Source organism: Arenibacter sp. P308M17, assembly GCF_003426735.1.
Taxonomy (GTDB): domain Bacteria; phylum Bacteroidota; class Bacteroidia; order Flavobacteriales; family Flavobacteriaceae; genus Arenibacter.
This window is the reverse complement of record NZ_QVON01000001.1, coordinates 548,841-568,736: the sequence shown is the minus strand read 5'-3', so window position 1 is coordinate 568,736 and position 19,896 is coordinate 548,841. Positions and strand designations below refer to the sequence as shown.

13 protein-coding genes are annotated in these 19,896 nt (G+C 45.0%); 6 read left to right on the top strand and 7 right to left on the bottom strand.

The window, feature by feature from the left end; translation table 11 throughout:
- Nucleotides 1–70: 70 nt before the first annotated feature.
- The 3 genes from bioD to D0S24_RS02325 are packed head-to-tail and all read right to left on the bottom strand — an operon-like array spanning nucleotide 71 to nucleotide 2,197.
- Nucleotides 71–682 carry a dethiobiotin synthase gene (gene bioD, locus D0S24_RS02335; RefSeq protein ID WP_117018241.1) on the bottom strand — a complete coding sequence of 204 codons (612 nt, stop codon included), beginning with the start codon at nucleotides 680–682 and terminating at the stop codon, nucleotides 71–73.
- Between the two features lies 1 nt (nucleotide 683).
- Nucleotides 684–1,067, bottom strand: coding sequence for a DUF2007 domain-containing protein (locus D0S24_RS02330; protein ID WP_117018240.1), 384 nt, complete (start codon nucleotides 1,065–1,067; stop codon nucleotides 684–686).
- Nucleotides 1,064–2,197, bottom strand: a complete 1,134-nt coding sequence (locus D0S24_RS02325) for an 8-amino-7-oxononanoate synthase (RefSeq protein ID WP_251795687.1) — start codon at nucleotides 2,195–2,197, stop codon at nucleotides 1,064–1,066. The genes D0S24_RS02330 and D0S24_RS02325 overlap by 4 nt, the downstream gene beginning before the upstream one ends.
- 151 nt (nucleotides 2,198–2,348) lie before the next feature.
- Between D0S24_RS02325 and D0S24_RS02320 the strand changes: the two genes are divergently transcribed.
- A complete protein-coding gene (locus tag D0S24_RS02320; RefSeq protein WP_117018570.1) occupies nucleotides 2,349–4,157 on the top strand; it encodes a M61 family metallopeptidase in 1,809 nt (602 codons plus the stop codon).
- A gap of 280 nt (nucleotides 4,158–4,437) precedes the next feature.
- A complete protein-coding gene (locus tag D0S24_RS02315; protein ID WP_117018238.1) occupies nucleotides 4,438–6,090 on the top strand; it encodes a hypothetical protein in 1,653 nt (550 codons plus the stop codon).
- A gap of 343 nt (nucleotides 6,091–6,433) precedes the next feature.
- Here D0S24_RS02315 and D0S24_RS02310 read toward each other — a convergent pair whose 3' ends face one another.
- The gene (locus D0S24_RS02310) at nucleotides 6,434–8,857 is read right to left on the bottom strand and encodes an aminotransferase class I/II-fold pyridoxal phosphate-dependent enzyme (protein ID WP_117018237.1); all 2,424 of its coding nucleotides are present in this window, start codon (nucleotides 8,855–8,857) and stop codon (nucleotides 6,434–6,436) included.
- A gap of 238 nt (nucleotides 8,858–9,095) precedes the next feature.
- Here D0S24_RS02310 and D0S24_RS02305 point away from each other — a divergent pair, with 238 nt between their 5' ends.
- The 4 genes from D0S24_RS02305 to D0S24_RS02290 all read left to right on the top strand — a co-directional run bounded on the left by D0S24_RS02305 (nucleotide 9,096) and on the right by D0S24_RS02290 (nucleotide 11,731).
- Nucleotides 9,096–9,485, top strand: coding sequence for a hypothetical protein (locus tag D0S24_RS02305; RefSeq protein WP_147321419.1), 390 nt, complete (start codon nucleotides 9,096–9,098; stop codon nucleotides 9,483–9,485).
- Nucleotides 9,486–9,538: 53 nt separating this feature from the next.
- Entirely contained in the window at nucleotides 9,539–10,498 is a 960-nt protein-coding gene (locus tag D0S24_RS02300; protein WP_117018235.1) for a helix-turn-helix domain-containing protein, read from the top strand.
- 99 nt (nucleotides 10,499–10,597) lie between these two features.
- A complete protein-coding gene (locus D0S24_RS02295) occupies nucleotides 10,598–11,056 on the top strand; it encodes a MauE/DoxX family redox-associated membrane protein (RefSeq protein ID WP_251795685.1) in 459 nt (152 codons plus the stop codon).
- Between the two features lie 369 nt (nucleotides 11,057–11,425).
- On the top strand, nucleotides 11,426–11,731 hold the full coding sequence (locus D0S24_RS02290) for a DUF6520 family protein (RefSeq protein WP_117018234.1): 306 nt from the start codon (nucleotides 11,426–11,428) through the stop codon (nucleotides 11,729–11,731).
- A gap of 67 nt (nucleotides 11,732–11,798) precedes the next feature.
- Here the strand turns inward: D0S24_RS02290 and D0S24_RS02285 are convergent, their stop codons facing one another.
- Genes D0S24_RS02285 through D0S24_RS02275 form a run of 3 tightly spaced genes read right to left on the bottom strand, consistent with a single transcriptional unit; the run spans nucleotide 11,799 to nucleotide 19,111 of the window.
- Entirely contained in the window at nucleotides 11,799–14,690 is a 2,892-nt protein-coding gene (locus tag D0S24_RS02285; RefSeq protein ID WP_117018233.1) for a pitrilysin family protein, read from the bottom strand.
- Nucleotides 14,680–16,074, bottom strand: a complete 1,395-nt coding sequence (locus D0S24_RS02280) for a RagB/SusD family nutrient uptake outer membrane protein (RefSeq protein ID WP_117018232.1) — start codon at nucleotides 16,072–16,074, stop codon at nucleotides 14,680–14,682. Before D0S24_RS02280 ends, D0S24_RS02285 begins: the two co-directional genes overlap by 11 nt.
- A gap of 10 nt (nucleotides 16,075–16,084) precedes the next feature.
- Complete coding sequence (locus D0S24_RS02275; protein ID WP_117018231.1) at nucleotides 16,085–19,111, bottom strand: SusC/RagA family TonB-linked outer membrane protein; 3,027 nt, start codon at nucleotides 19,109–19,111, stop codon at nucleotides 16,085–16,087.
- Nucleotides 19,112–19,896: the final 785 nt, after the last annotated feature.

Genomic DNA, 19,896 nt, shown 5'->3' with positions numbered 1-19,896 from the left:
AATTCATTTTAAGGGGATTCCACCCCATAATCCCTTTCAGTTTACGGGAATATGTTTTTAGGCCACGACCTTAACTGGCCATAAGCGCTGGCCTCAATTGCTCTGCGTATTTCTTGACCACTTCCTTGGTTAACGTGGCTTCCTGGCCAATCCTGCCCAAGACGGGCACTCCCGTAATTTTAGTAATAATATCCTCGGAAGCGGCATTGGGCTCACCATTGAAAAGGATGGAGACATCATAACCCTTCAACAGGAGCCATTTAATGGTTAACAGGGAATGATTGATACTCCCTAAATAATGCTTCACTACAACGACCACATGATAGGTTGGCATAATAATATCCAATAAGGTATCGGAATCGTTAAGGGGCACCAATACCCCACCTGCCCCTTCAATGATCAAGTGGTTCTCCGTTATGGGCTCCTGTATTTTATTGTGGTCTATATATACCCCTTCCAAAGCAGCGGCCGCATGGGGACTAATAGGGGCCTTAAGGGAGTAGCTACTCTTATGTATTACCGTTTTGGAATTGGAGATTAGGCTGGAAATGGTATCACTATCGGAATCATCGCCGGTTTGAACGGGTTTCCAGTAATCTGCCTGCAAGGCCTCTACCAGGACGGCAGAAGTTATGGTTTTCCCTACATCCGTTGATATTCCTGTTACAAAAAATTGTTTCATTCTAGCTTGGTTCTGTTATAAACTCACAATTTAGACATTTATACTTTCTTTTTTCAAAAAATGGAAAAAGTTTATAAAAAACCCCTTTCCTGTTATAATAAATTTCCATTCTCTTTGACTTGCAATTGGGGCAGGTCCTTAAATTACCCTGGTCATCCATGGCATAGGTCCTAATTTCATTGTAGATTTCGGTAGCCCTTTCCCTATCGAAATAGTACACCTGCAGTTTCACTCCGCCTATGGCATTGCTGATCAGGGGATCGGAATTAAGGATATGCTCATCCCTGAGAAATACAGGGATGCCATCGGCCTCCAATCTTCCTTTTAAAATTTGAACGTCCGCCACAAACTCAAAGGCGGCCAGGGTATAGAATTCCGGGTTCATCGTTGATCAAATAATTGGGACAAAATGTAAAGTACCTCCTTTATTTCATTTTCCGTATTATAACTGTGCAAACAAAATCGCAATCGCTCCTGCCCTCCCCGTACGGTGGGCGAAAGAATGGGCTTTACATCAAAACCCTTGTCCATTAACTGTAACGACCACTTTTTTACCTTTTCATTGCCTGCTACCAAACAACAATGTACGGCCGAATTACTGGATATAAAATAGGGTTCAAGGTCATGGCCCCTTAATTGCTCCTTAAAATAATCGATATTCCGCCGAAGTTGCATTTGTTCCCCTCCGGACACGGACAAATGTTCACAAGCCGCCAGAATCGTCGCCGATGAATGCGGGGGCAATCCCGTAGTATAAATGAAGCTGCGTGCAAAATTTACCAAATAATTTTTAAGGGCATTGCTCCCCAGGATGGCGGCACCATGGCAGCCCATGGCCTTGCCAAAAGTAACGATCCGGGCAAATACTTTATCCTGCAACACCAGTTCGTTCAAGAGTCCCTCTCCCCTTATGCCAAACACCCCTACCGCATGGGCCTCGTCCACCACCAAATAGGCCCCTTGGGAAGTACACATTGCCGCCAAGGCTTTTAAATCCGGGCTATCCCCATCCATGGAAAAGACCGATTCTGTAACCACATAAATATCGCTATCGGGCTTTCGTTGGCGCACCCGGTCTATCCGTTCCTTTAGACCCTCCAACTGATTGTGCTTAAACTTATAGCTTTGGGCAAGGCCCATCCCAATCCCGTCCCGAATACTGGCATGCGAGAGTTCATCATAAAAAACAACATCCGTACGCTGTGGTAACGCACTAAAAAAACCTAGGTTGGCATCGTATCCCGAATTGAAGACCAGGGCCGATTCCGAACCAAAAAAATTGGCCAGTACCCCTTCCAATTCGCCATATAATCCGTAATTCCCCGTTAACAGTCTGGACCCGGTAGCGCCATTGGCCATGGCACCATTGTTTTCCAAAAATTTTGAAGCCTTGTTAAATAGCTCCACATTTCTGGCAAGGCCCAAATAGTCGTTAGAGGAAAAATCGATCAGGCCATTGGGCGCAGCCAATTTCCGAAGGGCGTTATTGGTTTTCCTTTCGGTTAATTTTGCCATCAATTTTTTGGGTAGTTCCATCATATGGCAAATGTAGCATATCCTGTATTTATATAGTATATTCGTTTCTACAAAGACATTGAAAAATTATACCGTGGAAACACCCATAATATGGTTTCCACGCAAACCATTAGTATTGAGGGAAACACCTATGAACTGTAGATTCTTTAGCCTTTTATTCCTTGCCCTTTGCTTAAACCTGCAGGGCCAAACCAACCGTTATAGCATTTCTTTTGCCAATGCCGAACATCACGAAGCGGAAATTACGGCCTCCTTTCCTGAACTGGAACCCGGTCTGCTTTCCGTCCGCATGGGTCGCTCCTCCCCTGGCCGATACGCCCTGCACGAGTTTGCAAAAAATGTGTATAATTTCAAAGCTACGGACAGTCAGGGAAAGTCCTTGGAGATTTCCAGGCCCAATCCGTACCAATGGGATATTAACGGTCATGACGGGGAAGTGAACATAAGCTATACCCTTTTTGCCGATCGGGGGGATGGTACCTATGCCCAAATTGATGAGACCCATGCGCATCTCAACATCCCTGCCACCTTTATATACGCGAGCCATTTGGACGATCGTAAAATAGAAGTGGATTTCAAGGTTCGGCAAGACTTAAACTGGAAAGTGGCCACCCAAATGCCCAAAGTTACGGGCAATATCTATACGGCACCCAACTTACAGTATTTTATGGACAGTCCCACCGAAATCAGCGATTACGACATTCGCCAATTTGTGGTAGATAACCATGGTACGCCCCAAACCATACAATTTGTGCTGCACCACAACGGCACGGAAGCGGAGCTGGACACCTATTTTGAACAGGTGAAACAGGTGGTCCTGGCCGAAAAGGAGGTCTTTGGTGAACTGCCCAACTTCGATTATGGCACCTATACCTTTCTGGCCTGTTATATTCCCAATGCCTCCGGCGACGGAATGGAACATAGAAATTCTACCATTCTTACCGATAGGGAAGGCCTGGCCGAAGGGGGAATGAAGAACAATATAGGTACCGTTGCCCATGAATTTTTTCATTGCTGGAACGTAGAACGCATCCGCCCCAAGGCCCTGGAACCCTTCAATTTTGCCGAGGCCAATATGAGCGGGGAACTTTGGTTTGCAGAAGGGTTTACCAGCTATTACACCAATTTTATACTGTGCCGGGCCGGCATCATCACCCCGGAGGAATATATAGAAGAACTTACGGGCACTTTCAACTATGTATGGAACTCTCCGGCCAGGCAATTCTTCAACCCTATAGAAATGAGCTATCAGGCCCCCTTTGTGGATGCCGCCACTTCGGTAGATCCGGTAAATAGGGAAAACACCTTTATCTCCTACTATTCCTATGGCAGTGTTCTGGGGTTGGCACTAGACCTTTCATTGCGAAAAAACGGACTTAACCTGGACGGTTATATGAAATTGGTATGGCAGATCTATGGCAAAAAAGAAGCGCCCTATACCCTGCAGGACCTACGACAAACCTTGGTGCAATACGCCGGTAAGGAATTTGGAAATCATTTCTTTGACCATTACATCTACAAAAGTGAAATGCCGGATTATGGACCATTGTTCGCCACAGTTGGGGTGGTTTTAAAACAAGCTTTGGACAAGCCTTATTTTGGGGCAAATGTAACCGTCAACCAATTTGGGGCAGGCATTATACAACGGAATACCACAATAGGTAGTCCGGCATATAAGGCCGGGCTGGACTCCGGCGATGTTATTACCGCTATCAACAAGGTTCCGTTGACAGCGGCACAGCCTTTTAACAACATTATAGACCAGTTTAAGGTAGGGGACACGCTAAAAGTAGCCTATACCCGTTATGGCATTCCCAAATCTACCACCGTAGTTTTAGCAGGGAACCCTGCTTATGGCATACATTTAGTTGAAAAGGATGGTACCAAACCAAACAAACAGCTGTTGAAAAATAGAAAGGATTGGTTAAAACTGGATTAAATGGAAATAAAATTCCCCCGCTGCACTACAACGACCGAGTTGCAGCATCATCACCGAGGTAGACGCCACCAACCATCGTTCCTTGGAGGCCCATTATGCAGTGGGATTCAACCTATCATGCAGGCGGGCAGGATTGGAAATTGATCGTGTTGCGGTAATGATTTTTCGGGAATAAGCTGGAATAGATGTAAGAAAGTGGGTAGCTTTTCATGCCAAGTTTTTATATATTTATCAAGTACGCAAGATTTTTTCTCAAATTACCGGCCCAAAGCATACGTCCATGATAAAATATTCCCTTTTAATAATCTTCTTCTTTTCGTGTTTGTTTTTGGCACATGGACAGCTAGAAAACCACTTGGACAATATAATGATCACCTCCAAAAAGAAAAAAACCCAAGTAAAAGCAGATAAAAATGGGAAATTGCATGTAAATGTCTCCCCAAAGGATGTCCTCTACTTTAAAGCCATGGGAGGGGTAAGCTATAGTAATTTCGGTGCCGTAGGTGATGGCAAAACAGATGATATGGACGCCATTGCCGCCACCCACGCCTTCGCCAATCTACACGCCCTAAGGGTGAAGGCCGACGAGGGCTTCACCTATTACATTGGAGGAAAGGAGCGCACAGCGGAAATACGAACCGATACCGATTTCGGTACGGCAGCATTTATCATTGATGACACGGAAGTCCAAAACCACAGGGCTTCTGTTTTTTTGGTGGCTTCCCAACAGCGGCCCTTTAAAGTGAATGGCATAACTTCCCTAAAGAGGAACCAAGAGAAAATAGACCTTAGCTTGCCCCGATCCTGTCTTATTTCGGTCGTCAATTCCAACGTAAAGCACTATATCCGCTATGGGTTGAACCAAGACAATGGGTCCCAGCAGACCGATATCTTTGTCGTTGATAAAAACGGAAATGTGGATTTGGACGCTCCTATAATTTGGGATTTCGACCAGATTACCGATATGACCGCCATACCTTTGGACACCACAACGCTTTATATATCAGGAGGCCGGTTTACCACCATTGCCAATAAGGCCGAATCCAAGTACAATTATTATAGCAGGAACATTGCCATTACCCGTTCCAATGTGGTGGTGGATGGGCTGGAGCATCACGTTATAGGGGAAGGGGATCATGGTGCGCCCTATGGCGGCTTTATCAACATCCGTGATTGCGCCTATGTAAGGGTGAAGAATACCCTCCTTACCGGACGTAAGACTTACCGCACTATTGGCTCGGCCGGGAAGCCGGTCTCCATGGGGTCTTATGACCTTTTGGTAAACCGTGCGCTGAACGTAACCCTTGAGAACTGCAGGCAGACCAATGATATTAACGACAGTACCTATTGGGGGGTAATGAGTTCCAACTATTCCAAGAACCTAATCTATGACCATTGTACTTTTTCACGCTTCGATGCCCATAAGGGGGTTGCGAATGCCACGATCCTAAACTCTACCCTTGGCCATATGGGAATCAATGCCATTGGCAGTGGTGTCCTGACCGTTGAGAACAGCACTATCCGGGGCAAAACCTTGATCAATTTGCGAGGGGATTATGGTAGTTCCTGGCAGGGAGAAATAGTGATCCGCAATTGTATTTTTGTGCCCGAAGGGGGCAAAACTAGCAGTGCCAATATAATTGGAGGCGCCTACTCTGGGCAGCATAATTTTGGCTACACCTGTTATATGCCAGAAACGATTACCATAGAAAACCTTCATATAGATGACACCCATCACCCTGAAGATTATAAAGGGCCGGCCATATTTAAAGATTTTAATGAAGAAATGACTGACGATACTTATATAGAAGAATTTCCCTATATCAGAACCAATGAAATAATCCTTAAGAATGTGACCACAGCAAGTGGAAAGAACCTGATCATCAGCAGAAATCCGTTTATGTTCAAGGACGTAAAGGTAAATACGTATTAGGATCCTGTATTGAAAATCCAATATACCAACCTAATTTAGAGGCCAAAATACAAGTGTATGCAACCCCTTACTACTCGGTGCCGAGGCCGTTGTAGTACATTTTTCCGTAACCTTTTAATAGGGTTTTCATCTTACTGAAAAAGAAAAAATAAGAATAAATTTCATGATTTTATTAATTGGAATTTTTACAATGTTCGGTTGTGATAATGATGATGTCCAAAGAAATCTTAATGGACAATACATGGGAACTTTTCAAATTTATTTCCATCCCGCAGTTGTTTCGTTTCACATCCATAGCGGGCAAGTAGGAAAATCAGGCTTGGGGACCTTAAGGCGGAGCAGGTTAGCCGCCCCCTTCCATCATGCCGAGCAGTTCCATGGAATAGTTGTCCCTGGCCTGGATATAGGCGAGCTTTGGCGTGATTTCGGCACCGATCTTTTTTTTCTCGAAAGCGGCCGTTAGGCCGAACTCTATACTGATGCTGCCCAGTTCCCCGGCCCGTTTCACGGTCTGGTACAACAGCTGCCTATATACCTGGTGCCCGTGGGCATACCTGTAATCCATCCCCACAAATGCGGGCACATACCCCTTGCCCCTGTTGCTATAGCAGAACATGGCCCCCACAATCAGATCTTTCCCATCATCGGTATGCTCGCCCTTTAAGGTAAGGACAATGAATTCCCAACCGGGGTGGTCGGACATATGGGCGACTATCTTTTTGGGAAATGGAAAGGTGTTGAGGCCCAAATTGTAACTTCTTACTTCATCGTAAAGTTCGAAGAACCGTTCCGCTCGATATTTGTCCAATTTATTTAGGACCTGGACGTGGAAGTGTAGTTGGAAGGGTTCGATATCCTTCCTGAAATGCGATCGGGAACGGGCAGAGAGCCGGGAAACATAACTCCTTTCATCTCCCCAGATCAGGTTCCCTATCCGGCCCGAATCGGGCATGGCCACCTGTACGAATCCATGGTTGTGGAAAAATTCCTCTAGTTTTTCGTCCCTTTCAAAATCCCTTAGGACGATCATCCCCGGCACTAGCCGTTGCTCCAGTCCTTCCAGTTCCCGGAGCAGTTGCCGCAGCGCACCTTGCCATTGAGAATGGGACCGGTCCAGAAACAGGTGGTTCCCTTCGGTGAACAGGGACCCCATGCCCAGGACATAAGTGGTCATATGGTAGGGCCTATGTAAACGGGCCTCCTCCATTTTTTTGGAGACCGCTTCCGGAGCCAGCATATCCTCCTTCCAAAGGGCATAGGTAAAAAAGGTGGCCAGAACGGGCCTGTCCATTAGGTCCCTGATAATGAAATAGTGAAAGCCCCAATTCTCCTCCTTTTTTTCGTTCCCGGAAAAAACGGCCTCCAAAAATTCCATTCCTGCCCGGTCGAAGGCACCATTGGCCCCTAGGAGGGAATCCCATTCCCTCCCAGGAACCTCGGAAATGGTCTCCCAATGGTGTACCGTAAGGCCTTCGGCGGGGAGCACTTTCTCCCCTGCCCCTTGAACAGGGAGTTTAAAGGCCTGTCGTACCTTGTTGCTCGTTGTCCCGGTAGCTTCCAGAGCTTTGGAGTAATGGTGTTGCATGGCTTCCACCAGGCTTTTGATCTCCGCTTTTTCGTTATGGCAGGAAATAGTGATCCGCACCCCGGTATTTTTCACGGGGACCGCCGGGAATATACCGAGGTTCACAAAATATCCCTCACCCATCAGGCGGTTCACAAAATTGTAGCCTGTGACCGGCATCCCCGTCCCGATATAAAAGACCGGGGAACCGTTACGTTCCACCAAGGGCAGGTCCGTCCGGGCCAGGAGCTTATTAAAGTACTCGATACGGTCCAACAGATTGGATTGCAATACATATATTTCCGGGCCAAGATGGATGTCCGCCGAGGCGATCGCCGCCCCCACCGATGCCGGCTCCAATTGGGCGGAAAAGGTAAGTGGCCCACCAAAGGTCTTAATTTTTTCGTACATCCTCCTATTGGAACAGACCAGAACGGAACCACTGGCCCCAAAGGTCTTGCTCAGGGTACCGAACAAAAGGACGTTCTCCGGAAGTTCCTTTAATTGGTCCATAACATACCCGGTACCGTTCTCCCCGATCCAGCTCATCCCGTGTACATCATCGAAATAAAGGTAGAGCTGGGGATATTTATTGCAGAGGGCCATAATCCCTGCAACTGGCGAAACGTCCCCGTACATGGAAAAGACTCCGTCCGCCATATACCATATGCGCTTGTGCCGGGAGGAGAGTTTCCTGATCTTGTCCTCCAGCATTTCCAGGTCGTTGTGCCGGATCATATCGATGGGTACGCTACGGGTCTTCAGCATCCTTGCGGCACTCTGCACGCTCCAGTGTACCTGGTGGTCCAGGATTATGGCATCCCGGTCCGATACCGCGCTAGGGATAACCCCTATATGGCCCAGGGTGCTGTTCTTGGTGATGATCACCGGCTGCCCGTACATCCGGGATACACGTTCCTCCAGTCCTCGGTACAGCGGATGGGAGACATAGGTCTTGGACAGGGGGAATTGGGTCCCGTACTTTTGGATGGCCTCCACGGCAGCCCGTTTGAGTCTTTCGTCCTGTTCCAGGCCCAGATAGCCCGTGGTACCGAAATGGAACAGGTCCCTTTTATTGATCCGGATTCGCCTGCCGGTAAACGAGTCCCCCTCGGCATAGAGATGGAGTACCCCCTGACGGGTGGCATCGGTAAATACTTCGTGCACGGTATCGAGGAAATTGTTGGGCGCAATCTTTGCCATAATGGTTTGGTTTTAGGGATTGTATTTTATAAAATAAAATAGTGTTTCCCATTGTGGACAACATAAACTGGATAAAAATTTAGGGAATAATCTTATAAATTGCCATCTACTATGAAATAAAATCCCTTATGGAATAGTGATAATCCCTTACAGAACAGTTGTAAGTATTTACATCGAAATTCTTTGTGTAATTAAATTTATTTCTTTTATTTTAAAACCCCTTTTAATTAAAAATACTATGGATAATAGTATGGAAAATGAATTTTTTCATTGTCGTATAGAAGACGGGATCCTCTATTTTGACTATAAGGAAAATGTGGTCATCCACTTAAAAGATGCCGTTAAAATTGTAGCCGACCGATTATTATGGCAACAGGGAAAGCCTTTCCCCATTTTGTGCAATACCAAGGGAATAAGAAATATGGACAAGGCCGCCAGATGGTACCTGGCAAGGGAAGGGTCCCATCTGGCCACCTCCGTGGCCCTTATATCGGCCAATCCATTGTCGCGCTTATTGGCCAATATCTATCTGTTCAGCACTTCGCCTTCAGTGCGGACAAAAGTTGTGGCCAATGAATTGGAGGGCATTGAATTTTTATCCTCGGTCGGGCAATGTAATCCGAAATAAAGTTCCCCTCTTAACCGGATCAAGATTATAGGTTCCCCCTATAAACTATCGTTATGGATCAAAAAGAAAATACCGAACGGCTCGAAAGGGTTTTCACCCTATTGATCAGGATCGCTATGGGCAATTTCACTGCCATTATTGAACGGAGCGAAGAAACGGATGAGCTTGAAGCACTGACCGCACTGGTAAACATTGTAGTCGAAGAATTAAAGGATTCATTTCTGCACCAGGGGTTTATCAACACTGATGCCTCCTATATGGAATTGGTGAATATGGTGTTCTTTCTTGATCTGGACGGCAAGATAGTGTTGATAAACGAGGATGTAGATCGATTATTGGGGTATGGAAAAAAAGAATTGATACATAAACCAATGGGATATATCCTCCAAAAGGATTCCCAGCCAATTTGGACCGACCAAATACGGAACCTTTTGACCAATGGAAAAATGAAAAAAAACTTAAAATTGAAATTTATGACCAGTGACGGACTAGTAATGTCCGAGTTCTGCAAATTGATGCTATTACCTAATGAGGGCCTTCTTTCGGCAAAGATCATGATAATCACGGCAAACTTGATTAAGGACAAGGCCACATTGGAAGGCAAACTTAAACAAAAGATCTTGGCAAGGATAGACCGCCTCGGATCAAATAGACAGGACACCCCAAAAATAAAATCCATTTTTAATATGGACGATATAGAAATTATAAGGAACATAGGGAACCATCTAAGGCACCATCCTGAAAAAGATATTACCTCCCTAAAAAAATTGGCACTGGAATTCGGTACCAACGAATATAAATTAAAGCGCGGATTTAAGGAGTTTTTCGGGATGACGGTCTTTCGGTTCCTAAAAAATGAACGACTTAAGAATGCACACCTTTCCATAAGGAATACCAACGAGCAGTTTAAAAATATAGCCAAAATGAACGGCTTTAGGAATGCTTCCCATTTTACACAGGAATTCAGGGCAAGGTATGGTTATACACCTAGGCAGCTCAGGGAGAATTCCTAAGGTTTTTACCCCTTAAAAAATCCCTTAGGGAATAGTTTTAATCCACTACGCAACAGTGGGCTTCCCTACCTTTATACCATTCAATATCAAACAACTACAATGGATATGAAATGGGTTCAAAAACATAGGAGGACAATTGTAGAGGTCATCAGCTTGCTGTTCATTATCCTTTTTGCCTATGCCGGACTCACCAAATTCTTGGAAGGCCATAGGTTCTATGACAATATCAGGAACTCGCCCATCCTTGGTGGGGAGACCATGGCTTTTTTGGCCTCCTGGATGGTTCCCTTGGCCGAGCTGGCCGTTGCCCTGTTGTTGGTCAGGACCAGGACCCGGTTGATGGGGCTCTATGGGGCCATGGGCCTTATGCTTTTATTTACGGGCTATACCATGGCCATCGTATTCTTTGCCCCCTATAAACCATGTTCCTGTGGGGGCGTTATCTCGCTACTGTCCTGGGAACAGCATTTGGTGCTCAATGTAGCATTGCTCCTATTGGCCCTACCGGCCATATTGTTCTCCCCCAAACATAAAAATATGACTTTGGAACGAACTTAACCAATCCCTTCGGGGGCATTGAAATTATACGCTGTATGATGTGTTGGCCGTGAGCAGTAGGCAGTAAGCAAAAAGGTTTAAAATTCCCCTCTTGAGAGGGGTTAGGGGTGTGTATTTATTGAAATGGGGCAGATCCCGAATCTATCGGGCGTGACCTTTTTACTGGAGAAAGCAAAAAAACAAAATCCATTGCTTTGTGCCGCGTTTGGATTACCTAAGTTATTGTAAACTAATCCGGATAAACATCTGCCAACCTTTAACTAAAGAAGTAAAACAATAAAAATATTTTGTTGCGCAACAAGAGCAGGGGGAAGACCGAAAACCTGTAGAAGAGAGTAGGCACTTATTATTAATTAAATTTATATTATCATGAAAAAGTTGAAGTTAATATTACCGCTGTTGGCATTTGTTTTTGCCATTGCACTGTCGTTCGCGTTTGTAGACAAATCCGCGGACAAGGACTATTACGCCACCAAGTACATCTTGGTCCAAGCTCCCAATGGATGGGCAACTATAGATGTTGAGTGTACCCCGGATAATGCTGAATGTGAAGTAGAATTCTCAGAAGAACCCGGAACGAAGTATAGGGTTTATGATGAAAAGGATACTTCTAAGCCAACCGAGGGTAATGGCCAGATTATAGAATTAAATGGATCGGCACCAAATCCTGATTAATTTTGTGGTGTAACCTGAAGGGGGGCATTGAATGCCCCCTTTTTTCTTCTTTCATTCAAGCCGCAAATTATTGCACCTTCTTGGCTGGGAGCATTTTAAATTCAAGGGGGTTGTCCTTTAACAGTCTTTTTGCCAAGATTTCGATATCCCTTGGTGAAAGGGATCTTACATATGCTTGCCGCTGTTCTAAACCACCCCGGGGCCATCGAATTCCATACTTGTAATAATCGTATAACATTTTTAAGATATCGCCCCTATGGTATTTTTCCCTTTCCAGATAATCCACTCTTTCCAACTTAAACCTTTCCAATACTTCCACATCTACGCCATTGTTTTTAATCGACCGCATAAATTGTTTAGCCGCCTTTATCAATTGTTCCACGTCTTCCGGACTGGCCCCAAACTCCACATATACCTCATTGAACAAACGGTCCTTATCAAAATTACACACTACTTTTATTGTATAAATGCCCTCATTTTTAACGGAATTAAATCGCATTTCCTGCATTATTGAAAAGTTCATCATGGACTGTAGAAGTTTTAATTTTAGATCTTCTTTCCAATCCAAGTCTTTTGCCGCTAAATTTGAAATATATTCCAATTGTACCTTAACTTCTTGGGCATATTCCATGCCCACCAAAACTTTTTCTCGAGGCTTTGGCAATCTGTACTTCTTTGAAGTTTTTGGCTCTTCACATTTTGACAGCACATTCCCTGTAGGTAAATTCCCCAAATACTTCCGGCAAAGGGACAATACTTCTTCTTCGGGAAAATCCCCTGTAAAAATAAAAGTGAAATCTTGGGCATTGGCATACAAGACCCTGTAAATCCCATAGGCACGATCCAAGTCGGTTTTTGACACCCCTTCTAAAGCCTTGGTGCCTTTGGGCAAAAAGGTACTCTCCCCCAACTTCAGTTTAATGAAATTCTTAAAATCTTCGGAATTGATGGAATGCAATGCATGGGATGACCGGGTCCTAAGCTTCCAATCCTCAAAAGCCAGACTATTCTTGTTGGGATCCGTGAAATACAAATAAACCAATTGAAATGCCGTTTCCAGATCCCTTACGGACGCACTCCCCCTTATTCCCGCTTCATTATGCCCTATATAGGGTGCTACCTGCGCGTTATAACCGTTTTTGGCAAAATATCTTTTCAACTCAAACCTATCCATTCCACTTACTCCCGAATTATATACAATGTCTGCTGCGTTCATTGCTGAAAAATAGTCACTTCGAGGATAGCAGCTTATGCCCTTGGAAGAAAAACCGTGAAAACTCAGTTTATTTCGTTCGCGTGGCACAAGTACGGAATCAAATGGTTTTAATACTACTTTTATCCCATTGCCCAATGTGTATTCCGAGGCTCCGGGAATGTCCACTTTATTTTTCTGAAGAGTACTTGGCTTTAGGGTCTTTATGAAAGATGCTTCCATCAACTCCTTGGGTATTTTTGGAGGACTATATTTGGCAATGGGCAAATTATTGGCTTCAGAAATCCATCCCCTTATTTGCTTTTCAGAATAGGACAGGGCCCTATGTCCAGATGGTGACAGCATAATAATATCCAGTTCTTGAGGATCGGTTTTGATATATTGCCTCACAAAAACGTTCAATTCGTCCAATGTTAGGCCGTCCAGCATATTCCGTAAAAGCGCCATTCTATTGGCGGGCAATATTTTACCATAAACAAAATGATCCACAATATTATCTTCCCAAAACATTTGTTTCATAGTATCCGTTTTGGACAAAGACTCCAAGTATTCTTTTTTAAATCTTGTAAATTCGGGTTCCGAAAAGCCATTGGTCCTTATTTCCCTCAAAAGCTGGATCGTTTTGGACAGTGTCCCTTCTACGGTACCTTCTTCCATGGTAATATGCAATTTTACACCTAAGGAAGATGGCAGGGCCATATAGGGGGATACGGTATAAGTGCTAACGTAATAATCCTGTTTCTCCTTTAACCTATTGTTCAACATGTCGATTAAAAGGTTTCCTTTTTGTTCCTGTTTCAATAATTCCAGGCCATTTTTATCCAGATCTTCCCTTTGACGCATATAAATCCGCATATTTACCGCTTGTTTTTTGGATTCCTTTGAAGTGAAGATATGGGCATTATTGATAAATTGGGGAGGGGAATTTCGGTAAGCCCCGAATTCCCTGATTGGGGAACGGGGATTTTTAAGGGGTTTGACCCGGGAGAACTTGTCCTTTATTTCTTTTTCCAGGGCATACACATCTATTATATCGCCCACAACGACCAGGGCCATTAATTCTGGACGGTACCAATCATCATAATACCTCCTTAGCGCATCGTAGGGAAAGGTATTTATAAATTGGACAAAATCGGCAGGTCTATCGGCCCCCCTGCCCATCATCGTACTTTCCAGATCGGTTAATATGGATAGAGCACCGAATCCACCACGTATCCCTTTTTCATTGAGTATTACTGAACGTTCACTATCTATATATTCTTTTTTAAGGTCCAGATCCCAGATAATATCCTGAAAAAGCTGAAATGCAATTTTTAGTTTCTCCTTAGTGTCTACAGAGCTAAAATAATATTGTGTATAATCATAGGGGGAGTTGCCATTGATTTCACCGGTCCGAAACCCCAATTCATTGGCTTTAGCCATGGTCATATGTTTCCCTGCCTTGAATGCGAGATGTTCCATAACATGGTCCAGTTCATATTGGTCCGCATCCTGAACCGCTGAACCGGCCTTGACCAAAAGGCGTAGGGACAATTCAGAGCTACCATCACCGGTGGGTTTTATGTAATAGGTAAGGCCATTGGAAAGTTTTCCGTGCCTTATACTGGGATCAAGGGGCACTGTGTCCTTAAAGGTTATGGAATAAACAGAGATTGTACTCCATAGGAAAACATTTACAAGTAACATTAAAATGCCCTTTAGTGTTCTGTTATCGTTCATTGTATCTTGCTGAATATTAGTATCCATTATTTTGTTCCAGGTTTGGGTTTTTGTCTATTTCGCTTTCCGGTATTGGGTATAGCCCATCCGAAGGCTGCCAGGATGTTTTTATACTTCCCAAAACATCCGATGTCCTTTCGGTACGTTTCAGGTCCAGCCATCGATGGCCCCATTCGGTAAACAATTCCCTGCGGCGTTCCAATTGCATGGAATCCAATAGAGCTACCTTATTTATTCCAGGTGCAATCATCGAGAGTGGTGCAAGGTGGGCACGTGTCCTTATTTTATCCAGGTCCGCAATGGCCCCGGCCAATTTATCCTGATGTGCCCGGGCCTCGGCCCTTATCAGATATTGTTCCGCCAACCTCAGTACCATGGAGTACTCCGTTATTTCATCCGCACTATTTACTTTATACTTGAACGGATAGTGGTACACTTCATCCTCGGTGTCCAATCTCCCTATCCAATTTTCCTTTCTAATGTCCACATCGGCGTATGACCCTATCAGATCATTGGTCAATGCAACAGGTTTTTGGGAATCTGGGGGAGGACTTGTCAAGATGTAGATCCGGCCCTCATTGGTAGCAAAACTCAGACTTCCCCCGGCCGGGGTTATCTGCCAAATAGCCTCTTTGCTATTGGCCAAAAAAACTTCATCCAAATTATTAATGAGACTAAAATTCGAGGTACTGCCAATAACCTGGGTACTTGCCGCTTCTGCTTTTTCCCAATTTTCCCTGTACAGGTGTACCCGTGCCAGCAAGGCCAATGCGGTAAACTTATTGGGGCGTATTCTTTGGCCCTCTAAAAAGGTATCTCCTAGATTGGTTATGGCCATTTCCAGATCGGAGATTATGGATTTATAGATTTCCTGGGCATCCGAACGGGAAGCCAGGGCATTTGTCCTGTAATCCGGAGATAGGATAAGGGGTACCTCCCCATAAAGATTAACAAGGTAGAGATAAACAAATGCCCGGACGAATGCCGTTTCCCCCAACAATTGGACCTTCATTGCCGATGAAACCCCATCATATTTTTCAAGACCGTCCATTACGGCATTGCACATATAGATAATGTTGTAGGCACTGGACCAAAGTGGAAGGTTATATGAGTTTTCGGCCAATATTTCATTTTCCCCAAACTCCAAAAGTTCATCGTTCAATGCCGTTGTCCGGAATTCATCCGCTGAAAGTCCCCCCAAAAGGGAAACGGAATAAAATCCACCGTTTGAAAATTCCGCTTTGAACAGTTCGTTATAGATGCCGGTCACCGCACTATTGGCGGTTTCATCGCTTCCAAATACCGTTTCACTTACTATTTTGTTATCAGGTACATCCACCTCCACAAAATCCTCACAGGAAGTTTGTGCAAAACAGATACCTATCAATAGGGTATACCATATATTTTTCATATCCTTGATTTTAAAGGTTTAACTGAATGCCACATGTAATGGTTCTTAACGGGGGTACGGTACTTGTACCTCCCTGCGGGTCCAATCCATGATAGGGGGTAATGGTCAGGAGGTTCTGCGCCCGGACATACATGCTTAGTGCACTTATATTAATATGTTGCAGCACCTCTTTGGGCAATGTATAGGATAGGGATACGTTCTTTAACCTTAAAAAAGAAGCATCCTCTATTCCAAAAGAACTACTGGCGGCCCGGCCAAAAGCCGTACGGGCTGCACTTGACTGGGATAATTTCTGGATATTGGCATTATCGCCAGGTCCCTGCCAGGTTTCCAAAAAATCCACAGGGCCGTTTCCGTATCGACCTGGTGAAGGGGCCCCGAATACATGCCCTAAATTGCTTTGGTCCACATATTCGAAAAGAAACTGCAGTGACACTCCCTTATACCGTAAATGATTGCCCAATCCACCATAAAACTTCCTTCCCCTATTTATAATTACTTGCCTGTCCTCGCTATTGTACCTTCCATCTTCATTGATGTCCACCACCCGATAAAAACCGGTTTCGGGATCAATGCCGTCATATTGATAGACCATTGATATGTTCAAAGGGTAACCCACCCTGTATTGATTGTTATAGGAAGTCTGATCTATATTGTCGAATTCCATAAGCTTGTTGTCCGGGAAGGTTACATTGAGGGAGGTATGCCAGGAGAAGTTTTTTGTTCTAATATTGACGGTTTCCGTTTGCATCTCCCAACCGGAGTTCTGTACCAGTGCCGGGAGGTTGGCCTGTACCGATCCGAAGCCAGTAATAGATGGCAATGGGTACCCTACCAATTGGTTGGAGGAACGATTTCTATACCAGTTCAATTCCAGATTTATACGGTCGTCTATAAGGCCCAACTGTAGCGAAGCCTCCAGTTTTTTGTTCACCTCCCAGGAGTAGTCTGGATTGAACAACTGGGTGGGATACAGTCCCCCTACCCCGTCCGTGGCCTCATAGGCATCCAAAAAGCCATAGTCCGGGATCTGGTCACTCCCGGTGGTCCCGTAACTCCCCCTAAGCTTTCCAAAGCTCAAGAAGGGAACATTTTCTTGGACACCCTTCTCTTCCGAGAAGATCCAGGCCCCGCCCAATGCCCAGAAGTTCGAGAAACGCCTGTCCGGTCCAAAACGCGAGGACCCGTCCCTCCTGCCCGTGATGTTCAGGAAATACTTCCCGTCCCAATTCAGGCCAACACGTCCAAATAATGCCGCGTACCTATAATCCGTATTTTCATCGCTCAAAACTCTGACCTCGTCGGCTGCGCTCAAATTTCCCATTAGGCTTTTGTTGGCATAGCCCGTGCTTGAAATATTCAGATAACTATTCCGATTGTCCTGGAAGGTGGCGCCCATTAGGGCATCCATGCCCAATTTACCCCAATGCCGTTGGTACATCAACTGCGGTTCGGTAATCCATGAAAACCTATTGGTAGAACTTTGGGCTGTTCCCAAATCTATATTATCCCATCTTGTAGGGTTGTAACGCTCCCTATAATATCGGATCATATCCTCACTATCCAGTTTGGAATACCCAAGATTGACCTTAAGGTCCAGCCCCCGTAATAGGGTATAGGAAAGGGCCATATTGGCAAGCAGATTATTTGCCCTTATGTCCTGTGGCTGTTCCAAGACCGCCAAGGGATTGTCCACCACCCAATTCTCCCAATTGAGACTACCGTCTTCCTTATAGATTGGTGGCCCATTGGGGGGTGCGGTAAGGGCATAGTTTATAAAATTGGAACCGTTAAAAATGCGGTTCCCATCTACCCCATAATTGGCGGAAAAATCCAATTTAAACCTATTGTCCTTGGATCTGTGGTTAAGGTTGATATTGGCCGTTGTCCTCTTATAGTCAAAATCCCCCGGAAAAACGGTACCCTGGGCACGGAAGGAACCCCCAATACGGTACGAGGTATATTCATTGCCCCCTGAAACCGCCATATTCACATCCGTCATTGAAGCCGTTCCCCCAAAAAGTGCTTCCTGCCAATCGGTATAACGGTCCTGATCCCATAAGGTAAGTTCGGGGGCATAGACGTCCTCTGGAGCAAACCCATCATTTTCAATGGCCTGCCTTCTTATGGTAAGATATTGCTCGGTGTTTAAAAGTTTAACCTTGTTGGAAACTTCGGATATTCCGGAATAAAGATTAATATCCAAGGAAGTCCTACCCTGATTGTCAAGTCCTTTTTTGGTAGAGATCAATATTACCCCATTGGCCCCCCGGGAACCATAGATGGCCGTGGCATCGGCATCCTTTAGCACCTCTATACTTTCAATGTTGGCCAGGTTCAAGGTGTTCAAGGGATCTATTCCTGTAGAAACGGTCAGCGAACCACCACTTTGTAGGGGTGTGGAATTAAGGGGAACTCCATCAACTATATAGAGTGGGTAATTGCCATCATTTCTTAAACTATTGGTGCCCCTTATGCGGATGGTGGGCGCCAGGCCAGTAATACCTACCCCCTGCTCCACTTCCACCCCTGGCATCCTTCCCTCCAATGTCTGCAACGGACTTACAATGGGCTGCAGTTCTATCTCCTCCGCAGTCACCCTGCTAATACTCCCCGTCCGCTCCCTTTCCTTCACCGTATAATACCCGGCATTGATCTCCACTTCCTGCAGTTCCGTAACCTCGGACTGCAACTCTATGTCCAGGGTGGTCCGGCCCAGAACGGGCAGTTCCCGGCTATGGTAGCCCAGGTAGCTAAAGACCAGGGTATCGGTATTGTCTACTTGTAAGGAGTATGCCCCATCCTGGTCTGTAAAGGTGCCGGTCAGGGTGCCTTTGATAAGGACGTGTACCCCCGGCATGGGGCCGTAGGGGTCCGTAACGGTGCCCGAAATGTGCTGTTGTTGGTTGAATGGTATGGTGGAGACCTTAAAACAATGCCCATGGGGGAAATGGGCAAAGTAAGGTGGGGGAAAAAAACTAAAAAGAAAGATTAGACAAAGGCGTAGCATGCCCCTGTACTCAAGATTATTTTTCATAATTTTGAAATATTGGATGAAACTTGATTTTATTTAGTTAAGACCTTCCAAACGTTTGCGTCAACAGGGTTTGGGAGGTTGTTTTTTTATGTGATTTTTATGTCTTGGGCATAAGAGGAGTATTTGGTTAAGATACGGTGGTATTCATTGGCACAAGGTTATAGGCATCACATAAACTTGGTCAATAGGCAGGGCTTCCCCCTTCCCTTTCCGCTTTGTACACAAGTCGGAAAGGGCACAAGGACAGGTCCCAAAGATCTTAGGCTGTGATATCGTTATTTGGCCGGATGCCAAAACTATGTGGATCGTGGATTATGGGACAAAATTATTTTTCGGGTTCCGGAAAAAAGGATACAACACCAATCCCATAATTAATGAACTGGCTTAAACCAGTTCTGTGCAAAACCTATATAGGGTTCTTAGGCTTCTTGGTAAAGAGGATATCGAACACAGTGTGCTGCAACAAAATGGTAAGATGCCCAGAGGCAACTCTACTTTTTAAGTTACATAGTTGGTGTTCCATAGCGCTTTTAAGCCTTTTAGTTACTGCCTGCAAAACTTCTAAATAAAAACAACGCTCGTCCATAAAGTGGGTTGGAACCCATGTTTAAAACTCCACTTCAAGGTCCTGGATACTGATATAATATGCACTTGATAAGAAAACCCATGCCCCGGGTCATGGGCATCTTACTTATCCTCCCGTGCATCAAGTTACCAGTTTTTGGACCGGGAATCCAAGCGGATGCTTCTAAGCTAATTCAAATAGAAGTATCGCAAACTTAAGT

Bases quoted from the DNA above. Each gene is read 5' to 3' on its own strand.
- bioD (WP_117018241.1), bottom strand. From the start codon at position 682: ATGAAACAATTTTTTGTAACAGGAATATCAACGGATGTAGGGAAAACC.
- D0S24_RS02330 (WP_117018240.1), bottom strand. From the start codon at position 1,067: ATGAACCCGGAATTCTATACCCTGGCCGCCTTTGAGTTTGTGGCGGAC.
- D0S24_RS02325 (WP_251795687.1), bottom strand. From the start codon at position 2,197: ATGGCAAAATTAACCGAAAGGAAAACCAATAACGCCCTTCGGAAATTG.
- D0S24_RS02320 (WP_117018570.1), top strand. From the start codon at position 2,349: ATGAACTGTAGATTCTTTAGCCTTTTATTCCTTGCCCTTTGCTTAAAC.
- D0S24_RS02315 (WP_117018238.1), top strand. From the start codon at position 4,438: ATGATAAAATATTCCCTTTTAATAATCTTCTTCTTTTCGTGTTTGTTT.
- D0S24_RS02310 (WP_117018237.1), bottom strand. From the start codon at position 8,857: ATGGCAAAGATTGCGCCCAACAATTTCCTCGATACCGTGCACGAAGTA.
- D0S24_RS02305 (WP_147321419.1), top strand. From the start codon at position 9,096: ATGGATAATAGTATGGAAAATGAATTTTTTCATTGTCGTATAGAAGAC.
- D0S24_RS02300 (WP_117018235.1), top strand. From the start codon at position 9,539: ATGGATCAAAAAGAAAATACCGAACGGCTCGAAAGGGTTTTCACCCTA.
- D0S24_RS02295 (WP_251795685.1), top strand. From the start codon at position 10,598: ATGGATATGAAATGGGTTCAAAAACATAGGAGGACAATTGTAGAGGTC.
- D0S24_RS02290 (WP_117018234.1), top strand. From the start codon at position 11,426: ATGAAAAAGTTGAAGTTAATATTACCGCTGTTGGCATTTGTTTTTGCC.
- D0S24_RS02285 (WP_117018233.1), bottom strand. From the start codon at position 14,690: ATGGATACTAATATTCAGCAAGATACAATGAACGATAACAGAACACTA.
- D0S24_RS02280 (WP_117018232.1), bottom strand. From the start codon at position 16,074: ATGAAAAATATATGGTATACCCTATTGATAGGTATCTGTTTTGCACAA.
- D0S24_RS02275 (WP_117018231.1), bottom strand. From the start codon at position 19,111: ATGAAAAATAATCTTGAGTACAGGGGCATGCTACGCCTTTGTCTAATC.